The sequence below is a fragment of the Enterobacter sp. CM29 genome, assembly GCF_013179605.1.
Taxonomy (GTDB): domain Bacteria; phylum Pseudomonadota; class Gammaproteobacteria; order Enterobacterales; family Enterobacteriaceae; genus Enterobacter; species Enterobacter intestinihominis.
Window position 1 is genome coordinate 1 of record NZ_JABMCU010000180.1, and the last position, 9,318, is coordinate 9,318.

The window sequence follows — 9,318 nt, forward strand, 5'->3', positions numbered from 1 at the left end:
TAACCCGTGTATTGCCTATCTGATGGAGGAGAACACCATTACCATGCAGGCGCTGGTGATGGCGCACGCTTGCTATGGACATAACTCGTTCTTCAAAAATAACTATCTGTTCCGCAGCTGGACGGACGCCAGCTCCATCGTCGATTACCTGATCTTCGCCCGCAAATACATTACCGACTGCGAAGAGCGCTACGGCGTGGACGAGGTAGAGAAGCTACTGGACTCCTGCCACGCGCTGATGAATTACGGCGTTGACCGCTATAAGCGTCCGCAGAAGATCTCATTGCAGGAAGAGAAAGCCCGGCAGAAGAGCCGCGAGGAGTATCTGCAAAGCCAGGTGAATATGCTGTGGCGCACCCTGCCGAAACGTGAGGAGGAGAAAACCGTCGCCGAGGCGCGTCGTTACCCTTCCGAGCCGCAGGAAAACCTGCTCTACTTTATGGAGAAGAACGCCCCACTGCTGGAGCCGTGGCAGCGTGAGATCTTGCGCATCGTGCGCAAGGTGAGCCAGTATTTCTATCCTCAGAAGCAGACCCAGGTGATGAACGAAGGCTGGGCGACCTTCTGGCACTACACCATTCTTAACCACCTGTATGACGAAGGAAAAGTCACCGAGCGGTTTATGATGGAGTTTTTGCACAGCCACACCAACGTGGTATTCCAGCCAGCGTATAACAGCCCGTGGTACAGCGGCATTAACCCTTACGCACTCGGCTTTGCCATGTTCCAGGATATCAAGCGTATCTGCCAGTCGCCCACCGAAGAGGACAAATACTGGTTCCCGGATATTGCCGGTTCTGACTGGCTGGAAACGCTGCACTTCGCGATGCGTGATTTTAAGGATGAGAGCTTTATCAGCCAGTTCATGTCGCCGAAAATCATGCGTGATTTCCGCTTCTTCACCGTACTGGATGATGACCGCAACAACTACCTGGAGATCTCTGCGATCCACAACGAAGAGGGCTATCGTGAGATCCGCTCGCGCCTGTCGTCTCAGTACAACCTGAGCAATCTTGAACCGAACATTCAGGTCTGGAATGTGGATCTGCGCGGTGACCGCTCTTTGACGCTGCGCTATATCCCTCACAACCGCGCACCGCTGGATAAGGGGCGTAAGGAAGTGCTGAAGCATGTGCATCGCCTGTGGGGATTTGACGTGTCGCTGGAGCAGCAGAATGAAGATGGCAGCGTGGAGCTGCTGGAGCGGTGTCCGGCGCGGTTGAATACGTTGTAGTTTTTTTGCCCGGTAAGCGAAGCGCCACCGGGCGAAAAAAACCTCTCAATCGAGAGGTTTTTTATTTCAGCGACTCTGAATCGCTAAATCACCCGGCAGGGTTTTCTGCATTCGGTGCCAGATTTCACCGGAGTCGTGGCCATAACGACGCACCGTTTCATAGACCTGATCGTGCAGCCCTTCGGTGCAGAGCTTGCTCAGTTTATGGTAGAAGCCGAGCGCCAGGCTGCGGGCTTCAGGGTTGGCAAAGTAGTGACGACCAATGCGTGTATATAATCCTTTCATTCCATTCAGGATCAGACCGTAAACCGGATTGCCGGAAGCAAACGCCAGACCGCGGAACACGTTGTAGTCGAGGGTCGCAAAGGCGTCCGCGTGGTCTTCCACCTCATTGGCGGTGGCAAGCACCTTCAGCGCATCTTCAGGATGCTGACGAAACGCGGTGCGGATGAAAATGGTAGCGATGTTGGTGCGCACCGAAAGCAGATTGTCAATCAGCTGCGGTACGCTTTCGTGATCGAGACGCGCCAGCGTTTCCAGAATATTCAGCCCGGACGTTTCCCAGAAGTTATTCACCTTAGTGGGTTTGCCATGCTGTATCGTCAACCAGCCATCGCGCGCCAGACGCTGGAGCACTTCTCGCAGCGTGGTACGGGTGACGCCAATCAGTTCAGAGAGTTCGCGTTCAGCAGGTAGAATTGATCCCGCAGGGAAACGATTATTCCAGATGCTTTCAATGATGTACTCTTCCGCGAAACCCGCCGGGCTCTGCGCCTTAATGACCATAGTGAGATTTCCATTACACAGCTTTAGCAAATTGCACTCATCATACCAGAGGCGCGCAGAGGCAGATAGCGCAGCAGAGACAGAAAAGAGGGATCGCCGTTTCATTTTTATGAAATTTACAAAATGGCTTTATCCCCCTCTCCGCCGCCGTTTTTGCGTATACTGATGTCTTGTCTTATTTGACGGGGAAAGGACGTCTGTCGTGGAAATTTCATTTGGGCGCGCGCTGTGGCGCAACTTTTTAGGTCAGTCACCTGACTGGTACAAACTCACTCTACTGGTATTCCTGGTCGTTAATCCCGTTATCTTTTTGCTGGATCCCTTCGTTGCCGGGTGGATGTTGGTCGCCGAGTTTATCTTTACCCTGGCGATGGCATTGAAGTGCTATCCGCTGCTGCCCGGCGGGCTGCTGGCGCTGGAAGCCGTGGTCATTGGAATGACCAGCGCGGAGCATGTTAAAAACGAGATTGCGTCGAATCTTGAAGTCCTGCTACTGCTGATCTTCATGGTGGCGGGGATCTACTTTATGAAGCAGCTTCTGCTGTTTATCTTCACCCGTCTGCTGCTGAGCATTCCGTCGAAAACGCTGCTCTCGCTGGCGTTTTGCCTCGCCGCGGCTTTCCTCTCTGCCTTCCTGGATGCGCTGACGGTTGTGGCGGTGGTGATCAGCGTCGCCGTCGGCTTTTACGGTATTTACCACCGGGTCGCCTCGTCTCGTCCTGGCGATAACTTGCAGGACGACAGCCACGTTGAGGCGCACAACCGCGATGTGCTCGAGCAGTTCCGCGCGTTTCTGCGCAGCCTGATGATGCATGCGGGCGTGGGGACGGCGCTGGGCGGCGTGATGACAATGGTTGGAGAGCCGCAAAACCTGATTATCGCCAAAGCGGCTGAGTGGCATTTTGGCGAATTTTTCCTGCGCATGGCGCCGGTCAGCGTGCCCGTTTTGATCTGCGGCTTAGCGACCTGCGTGCTGGTCGAAAAATTCAACCTTTTTGGGTATGGCGCGAAGTTGCCCGATCAGGTCCGTCAGGAGCTGCATAAGTTTGACGAGCAGAGCCGCAAACAACGCACGCGCCAGGAGACGCTGCGCCTGATTGCACAGGGCATCATCGGCGTGTGGCTTATCGCTGCGCTGGCCTTCCACCTTGCCGAGGTGGGGCTGATTGGTCTGTCGGTAATTATTCTGGCAACCAGCCTGAGCGGCGTCACGGACGAACATGCTATCGGAAAAGCCTTTACCGAAGCGCTGCCGTTTACCGCCCTGCTGGCGGTGTTTTTCGCCGTCGTGGCGGTGATTATTGACCAACATCTGTTCGCGCCAATCATCGCGTTTGTGCTTCAGGCCACGCCAGATTCGCAGCTAACGCTGTTCTATTTGTTTAACGGTCTGTTGTCTTCTATATCCGATAACGTCTTTGTCGGGACGGTATACATCAATGAGGCCAAAGCCGCGATGGAGCAAGGGATTGTCAGCAGTGAACAGTTCGAGCTGCTGGCGGTGGCGATCAACACTGGAACCAACCTCCCCTCCGTGGCAACCCCGAACGGTCAGGCGGCCTTCCTCTTCCTGCTGACCTCGGCGCTGGCGCCACTCATACGACTTTCTTATGGAAGAATGGTCTGGATGGCGCTGCCGTACACGCTGGTGCTTACCCTTGTTGGTTTGCTGTGCATCAAAATTACTCTCGTTCCCTGTACGCAATGGTTGTTGCAAGCAGGTATACTTGCGGCGCATTAAAATTCGTTTACACTGCGCTGTCTAAGCATGTTCCAGGGAAATGATTATGTTGCGATTTTTGAACCAGTGCTCACGCGGTCGCGGAGCGTGGTTGTTGATGGCCCTGACCGCCTTTGCGCTGGAAATGGTCGCGCTGTGGTTTCAGCATGTGATGGGGCTGAAACCTTGCGTCCTGTGTATTTATGAGCGTTGTGCGCTGTTCGGCATTATGGGCGCGGGTCTGGTAGGTGCGATTGCACCTAAAACACCGTTACGCTATGCCGCAATTGCCATCTGGCTGTACAGCGCCGGGAAAGGGATTGCGCTTGCCTGGGAGCACACCCAGATGCAGCTTCACCCGTCGCCGTTTATGACCTGCGACTTTGCGGCCCGCTTCCCGAGCTGGCTGCCGCTGGATAAATGGCTGCCGCAGGTGTTTGTGGCCTCCGGTGACTGCTCTGTACGCCAGTGGGAGTTTCTGACGCTGGAGATGCCGCAGTGGCTGGTGGGCATTTTTGTCGCCTACTTCGTGGTAGCGCTGCTGGTGCTGATTGCCCAGCCGTTCAAGCCAAAGAAACGCGATCTTTTTGGAAGGTAAAAGCGAAACGGCAACGTCAGTTTTGTAGGTCGGGTAAGCGCAGCGCCACCCGACAAAATTGCGCACAATAAAAAACCCGCCTCGGCGGGTTTTTTATTATCACCGATTAGGGTGATTCATAATGTGGTCTTCCCAGTCCTGCACCTCGGACTCTTTCACCGCAATGTGGCGCACGGAAATACGCTCGCCGTGCATCGCCGCTTTCGACCCCGTCAACAGCGGATGCCATGTGGGCAGATCTTTACCTTCCGCCAGCAGGCGATACGCGCAGGTATGCGGCAGCCACTCAAAGGTCGGCAGATTTTCACGGGTTAACTTGATGCAGTCCGGCTCATAGTCGAAACGGCGCTCGTAGTTGCGGCACTGGCAGGTTTTGATGTTTAACTGCTTGCAGGCTACGTTGGTGAAATAGATCTCATCCGAATCTTCATCCATCAGCTTATGCAGGCAGCACTGCCCACAGCCGTCACACAACGATTCCCACTCCGCGTCGGTCATGTCGTCGAGAGTTTTGCTTTGCCAGAAAGGAATGTCGTTCATCGGGATGTCCACACGTCAAAATAGAGCGCACCTTATAACGAGTCTGGCACGTTGATGCAAGTTTTGCCGCCCTTTTCAGGCGGCAAGGTGCTTTTACAGCACGCGGGTTTTCAGCGACAGGCCGTTAAAACTGACGTCCAGCTCGTCGCCACTGTGCAGCGGCCCCACACCTTCCGGAGTGCCGGTAAGGATCACGTCGCCGGGTTTCAGGGTGAAGAAGCGGCTCATGTAGGCAATCAGCGGAACGATCTTATGGATCATGTCAGCGGTCGTCCCCTGCTGGCGAATCTCGCCGTTGACCTTCAGGCTGAGGGGCGTATTCTGCGGGTCGTCGGTAAATTCACTCACCGGAACGAAACCGGAAATCGGGCATGAATTGTCAAAGCCCTTGGCTTTTTCCCACGGCTGCCCCGCTTTCTTCATTTTGCTCTGGACGTCGCGCAGGGTCAGGTCGAGCGCGACACCGTAACCCGCAATCGCTTTCTCTACATGCTCTTCGGTCGCCTGGCGCAGCGTCGCGCCGATCAGCACCGCCAGCTCCACTTCATGATGCACCGAGCCCAGCCCCTGCGGCAGAACCAGCGGCTGGCGAATATCGCACAGTGCGGTTTCTGGCTTAATAAACAGAACCGGCTCATCCGGCACGGCGCTGCCCATCTCCTGAATATGTTTTGCATAGTTGCTGCCCACGCAGATCACTTTGCTGACGGGATAATCCAGTAATGCACCTTGCCAGTTATGATGTTGATACATGGTCGACCCCTAATCGGTTGATGAGTTGTTCCCGGAGTAACCCGGGCTTATTTCTTTCCGCTCACCTCAAGATGCTGTTTTAATAAATTCTCCGGTGGCGGCGGAAGCTGTAAATAATAGCCCTGCTCGGTTAACGCCTTTTTGACTTTCTCCAGATCGGCGTTCACCAGCTTCTTACGGCCGTCCAGCGGCAGCAGCATCGCCAGTTGCGGTCGGCCAAAGCTTTTCATTAATTCCTCAGGCACGCGGGAAAAATCGTCTTTCTTTTCGACATAAAGGTAGGTCTGGTCGCGGCTGGTACTTCTGTAGATCACACAAAACATGTTTTTACTCTGAATTAATGGGTGGTTGCTTGCCTCAATATACTCCTGACTATAACATGCCTGATACTCTTCGGAATATCGCGGCGATGTGTTGCGGTTAATAGCAAATTGAGTAAGGCCAGGATGTCAAATACGCCCATCGAGCTTAAAGGCAGTAGCTTCACCTTATCAGTGGTTCATTTGCATGATGCAAAACCCGAGGTTATTCGTCAGGCGTTAGAAGACAAAATCGCGCAGGCTCCCGCTTTTCTTAAGCATGCTCCTGTTGTCGTTAATGTAAGCGACCTTGAGGGGCCGGTTAACTGGAAGCGACTCCAGCAGGCCGTCGTCTCCACGGGGTTGCGCATCGTGGGTATAAGCGGCTGTAAAGACGCAGAGTTAAAAGCCGAAATTGAACGCGCGGGTTTGCCCTTGTTAAACGAGGGTAGAGAAAAATCCCCGCGCGCAACGCCTGCAACCGTTCCCGCTCCCCCGCCTTCGGCGCAAAATGTAGCCCCAGTCACAAAAACGCGATTGATTGATCTGCCGGTTCGTTCCGGTCAGCGCATTTATGCGCCAAACTGTGATCTGATTGTTACAAGCCACGTCAGTGCGGGCGCAGAACTGATTGCAGACGGCAATATTCACGTTTACGGTATGATGCGTGGGCGTGCGCTTGCGGGCGCCAGCGGCGATCGAGAAGCACAAATTTTTTGTACTCACCTGACGGCAGAACTGGTGTCTATCGCAGGTGAATATTGGCTGAGCGATAAAATCCCAGCCGAATTTTATGGCAAAGCGGCTCGTCTGCAGCTGGCAGATAACGCTTTGACCGTTCAACCGTTAAATTGATCCCTTTTAACAAGGAATTTCTATGGCACGCATTATTGTTGTGACTTCGGGTAAAGGAGGCGTTGGCAAGACCACCTCCAGCGCGGCCATCGCTACTGGTTTGGCCCAGAAGGGAAAGAAAACCGTCGTAATCGACTTCGATATCGGTCTGCGTAACCTGGACCTGATCATGGGTTGCGAGCGTCGCGTGGTGTATGACTTCGTGAACGTCATTCAGGGCGATGCCACGCTTAACCAGGCGCTAATTAAAGATAAGCGTACCGAGAACCTCTACATTCTCCCGGCGTCCCAGACCCGTGATAAAGACGCGCTGACCCGTGAAGGCGTGGAAAAGGTCCTCGACGATCTGAAAAAGATGGAGTTCGACTTCGTGGTCTGCGACTCCCCGGCCGGTATCGAAACCGGCGCGCTGATGGCGCTCTACTTCGCGGATGAAGCCATCATCACTACTAACCCGGAAGTCTCGTCAGTACGTGACTCCGACCGTATTCTCGGCATTCTAGCCTCGAAATCTCGTCGCGCGGAAAATGGCCAGGAGCCGATCAAAGAGCACCTTCTGCTGACCCGCTACAACCCGGGTCGGGTGAACAAAGGTGACATGCTGAGCATGGAAGACGTGCTGGAGATCCTGCGCATCAAACTGGTTGGCGTGATCCCGGAAGATCAGTCCGTATTGCGCGCCTCTAACCAGGGTGAGCCCGTGATCCTGGATACACAGGCAGACGCGGGTAAAGCGTATGCGGATACCGTTGACCGTCTGCTGGGAGAAGAACGTCCTTTCCGCTTCATTGAAGAAGAGAAGAAAGGTTTCCTCAAACGCCTGTTCGGAGGATAAGTTATGGCATTACTGGACTTTTTTCTCTCGCGGAAAAAAAGCACCGCCAACATCGCAAAAGAACGTCTGCAAATCATTGTGGCGGAACGTCGTCGTAGCGACGCCGAACCGCACTACCTGCCGCAGCTGCGCAAAGACATTCTGGAAGTGATCTGCAAATACGTGCAGATTGACCCGGAAATGGTCACCGTTCAGCTGGAGCAAAAAGACGGGGATATTTCGATTCTGGAGCTGAACGTGACGCTTCCGGAAGCGGAAGAGTCGCGTTAATCCGTTTGTGGTTTTGTAGGCCGGGCAAGCATCGTACCGCCCGGCAATTTCCCCGGTGGCGCGGCGCTTACCGGGGCTACAATTCTTTAGCGCGGATACCCTTCCAGCAGGGTATTCAGGCGTTCAGCCATCAGTTCCCCCCGCCATCCGGCGACCAGTTCAGGTAAACCATTTTGCGGTTTCAACTTCCAGTGCCAGTTCAGCAGCTGGTTAATCTGACGACGTGAAGCCAGCAGTTCGGCGCTCAGTTTGCTTTCCCCCGCCACCGTCTGCACCAGCGCTTTGATATCTTTGAACGCCTTGCGGTAGCCCGGCATATCCATCAGGTTAAGCAGTGGTTCTGGCAGTGCGTCCTCCGGCAGCTGCTGAGCTTTCTCTACCAGCGCGAGCAGCGTTTTACCGTGGAAACGGATCTCACTCCCGGAAAGGCCAATGCTGTCCAGTTCGCCAAGGCTACCCGGCATATAGCGCGCTACCGCCCACAGGTGTTCTTCACGCACCACGAAGTTTACCGCCAGATCGCGCTCACGCGCTTTACGCAGCCGCCAGTCAGCCAGCAGTTGCAGACAGGCCAGTTGACGGGTGCGCAGCTGCCAGGCGTTAGTGATGTCACGCCAGGCCTCTTTCGGATCAACCACTTCCTGACGACGCTGCTGCGTCATGCGGCACTCGTCCAGGGCGGCAGACAGCCAACCGGACGCCTCAGCCTCTTTCATAAGCTGGCCAGCAATCGGCAGCAGGTAGAATACATCTGCCGCGGCGTATTCAAGCTGACGCGCCGTCAGCGGGCGCGCGAGCCAGTCGGTACGCGATTCGCTCTTATCCAGCGTCAGACCGGTGTACTCTTCCACCATCGCCGCGAAGCCCCAGGAGAGCGGACGACCGCTGAACGCCGCGAGGATCTGGGTATCAATCAGCGGCTGCGGCATGATGCCAAAGGTGTTGAGAAAGACTTCCAGATCTTCACTGCCGGCGTGCAGATATTTGGTCACGGCGGTATCAAGCAACAGCTCGCGCATTGGCGCCCAGTCGGTAATGCCGAGGGGGTCAATCAACGACACGTGTTTGCCGTCATACATTTGGATCAGGCCCAGCTGCGGGTAGTACGTGCGGGTACGGACAAATTCCGTATCCAGGGCGATAGCGGGGAAATCACGCGTCACCTCGCACAGCGAAGCCAGCTCGTCGTTGGTAGTGATCATCTGGTAATTCAAATCGGACTCTCTTTTGTTTGCGCCCATAAAAAACGCCGGCTTAACCGGCGTCTGGGCGATTAACGTGAAGCTCAGGCCTTATTGTCCACTTTGGCACGGGCTTCGTCACGTAATTCTCGTCGTAATATCTTCCCGACGTTGGATTTCGGCAGCTCATCGCGGAATTCCACCAGCTTCGGCACTTTATAGCCCGTCAGCTGCCGGCGACAAAACG

12 protein-coding genes are annotated in these 9,318 nt (G+C 54.8%); 6 read left to right on the forward strand and 6 right to left on the reverse strand.

Annotated features, from left to right (window positions below; translation table 11 throughout):
- The coding region (locus HP459_RS18355) for a SpoVR family protein (RefSeq protein ID WP_171936608.1) at positions 1 to 1,234 on the forward strand (1,234 nt) is incomplete at its 5' end.
- A 66-nt stretch (positions 1,235 to 1,300) separates the two neighbouring features.
- Here the strand turns inward: HP459_RS18355 and fadR are convergent.
- Entirely contained in the window at positions 1,301 to 2,020 is a 720-nt protein-coding gene (fadR, locus tag HP459_RS18360) for a fatty acid metabolism transcriptional regulator FadR (RefSeq protein ID WP_015570315.1), read from the reverse strand.
- 202 nt (positions 2,021 to 2,222) lie between these two features.
- On the opposite strand from fadR, the gene nhaB reads away from it, so the two are divergent.
- Complete coding sequence (nhaB, locus tag HP459_RS18365) at positions 2,223 to 3,761, forward strand: Na(+)/H(+) antiporter NhaB (protein WP_045308313.1); 1,539 nt, start codon at positions 2,223 to 2,225, stop codon at positions 3,759 to 3,761.
- A gap of 46 nt (positions 3,762 to 3,807) precedes the next feature.
- Positions 3,808 to 4,338 carry a disulfide bond formation protein DsbB gene (dsbB, locus tag HP459_RS18370; RefSeq protein ID WP_032622423.1) on the forward strand — a complete coding sequence of 177 codons (531 nt, stop codon included), beginning with the start codon at positions 3,808 to 3,810 and terminating at the stop codon, positions 4,336 to 4,338.
- A gap of 99 nt (positions 4,339 to 4,437) precedes the next feature.
- On the opposite strand, the gene HP459_RS18375 is transcribed toward dsbB, so the two are convergent.
- The 3 genes from HP459_RS18375 to HP459_RS18385 all read right to left on the reverse strand — a co-directional run bounded on the left by HP459_RS18375 (position 4,438) and on the right by HP459_RS18385 (position 5,954).
- The gene (locus HP459_RS18375; protein ID WP_022648432.1) at positions 4,438 to 4,878 is read right to left on the reverse strand and encodes a YcgN family cysteine cluster protein; all 441 of its coding nucleotides are present in this window, start codon (positions 4,876 to 4,878) and stop codon (positions 4,438 to 4,440) included.
- A gap of 93 nt (positions 4,879 to 4,971) precedes the next feature.
- On the reverse strand, positions 4,972 to 5,631 hold the full coding sequence (locus HP459_RS18380) for a fumarylacetoacetate hydrolase family protein (protein WP_022648433.1): 660 nt from the start codon (positions 5,629 to 5,631) through the stop codon (positions 4,972 to 4,974).
- A 47-nt stretch (positions 5,632 to 5,678) separates the two neighbouring features.
- A complete protein-coding gene (locus HP459_RS18385) occupies positions 5,679 to 5,954 on the reverse strand; it encodes a YcgL domain-containing protein (protein ID WP_006810982.1) in 276 nt (91 codons plus the stop codon).
- 123 nt (positions 5,955 to 6,077) lie between these two features.
- On the opposite strand from HP459_RS18385, the gene minC reads away from it, so the two are divergent.
- Genes minC through minE form a run of 3 tightly spaced genes read left to right on the forward strand, consistent with a single transcriptional unit; the run spans position 6,078 to position 7,890 of the window.
- The gene (gene minC, locus HP459_RS18390) at positions 6,078 to 6,785 is read left to right on the forward strand and encodes a septum site-determining protein MinC (RefSeq protein ID WP_023300345.1); all 708 of its coding nucleotides are present in this window, start codon (positions 6,078 to 6,080) and stop codon (positions 6,783 to 6,785) included.
- A 22-nt stretch (positions 6,786 to 6,807) separates the two neighbouring features.
- A complete protein-coding gene (minD, locus tag HP459_RS18395; protein ID WP_003859938.1) occupies positions 6,808 to 7,620 on the forward strand; it encodes a septum site-determining protein MinD in 813 nt (270 codons plus the stop codon).
- 3 nt (positions 7,621 to 7,623) lie between these two features.
- Positions 7,624 to 7,890, forward strand: coding sequence for a cell division topological specificity factor MinE (gene minE, locus HP459_RS18400; protein WP_003859937.1), 267 nt, complete (start codon positions 7,624 to 7,626; stop codon positions 7,888 to 7,890).
- 86 nt (positions 7,891 to 7,976) lie between these two features.
- Here minE and rnd read toward each other — a convergent pair whose 3' ends face one another.
- Both rnd and HP459_RS23580 read right to left on the reverse strand, forming a co-directional pair.
- The gene (gene rnd / locus HP459_RS18405) at positions 7,977 to 9,092 is read right to left on the reverse strand and encodes a ribonuclease D (protein ID WP_123059168.1); all 1,116 of its coding nucleotides are present in this window, start codon (positions 9,090 to 9,092) and stop codon (positions 7,977 to 7,979) included.
- Positions 9,093 to 9,175: 83 nt separating this feature from the next.
- Positions 9,176 to 9,318 (reverse strand): hypothetical protein (locus tag HP459_RS23580; protein ID WP_171936609.1); only part of this gene is annotated, 143 nt, incomplete at its 5' end.

Excerpts from the sequence above, each read along its gene's own strand:
- fadR (WP_015570315.1), bottom strand. The coding sequence starts at position 2,020 with ATGGTCATTAAGGCGCAGAGCCCGGCGGGTTTCGCGGAAGAGTACATC.
- dsbB (WP_032622423.1), top strand. The coding sequence starts at position 3,808 with ATGTTGCGATTTTTGAACCAGTGCTCACGCGGTCGCGGAGCGTGGTTG.
- HP459_RS18375 (WP_022648432.1), bottom strand. The coding sequence starts at position 4,878 with ATGAACGACATTCCTTTCTGGCAAAGCAAAACTCTCGACGACATGACC.
- HP459_RS18380 (WP_022648433.1), bottom strand. The coding sequence starts at position 5,631 with ATGTATCAACATCATAACTGGCAAGGTGCATTACTGGATTATCCCGTC.
- HP459_RS18385 (WP_006810982.1), bottom strand. The coding sequence starts at position 5,954 with ATGTTTTGTGTGATCTACAGAAGTACCAGCCGCGACCAGACCTACCTT.
- minC (WP_023300345.1), top strand. The coding sequence starts at position 6,078 with ATGTCAAATACGCCCATCGAGCTTAAAGGCAGTAGCTTCACCTTATCA.
- minD (WP_003859938.1), top strand. The coding sequence starts at position 6,808 with ATGGCACGCATTATTGTTGTGACTTCGGGTAAAGGAGGCGTTGGCAAG.
- minE (WP_003859937.1), top strand. The coding sequence starts at position 7,624 with ATGGCATTACTGGACTTTTTTCTCTCGCGGAAAAAAAGCACCGCCAAC.
- rnd (WP_123059168.1), bottom strand. The coding sequence starts at position 9,092 with ATGATCACTACCAACGACGAGCTGGCTTCGCTGTGCGAGGTGACGCGT.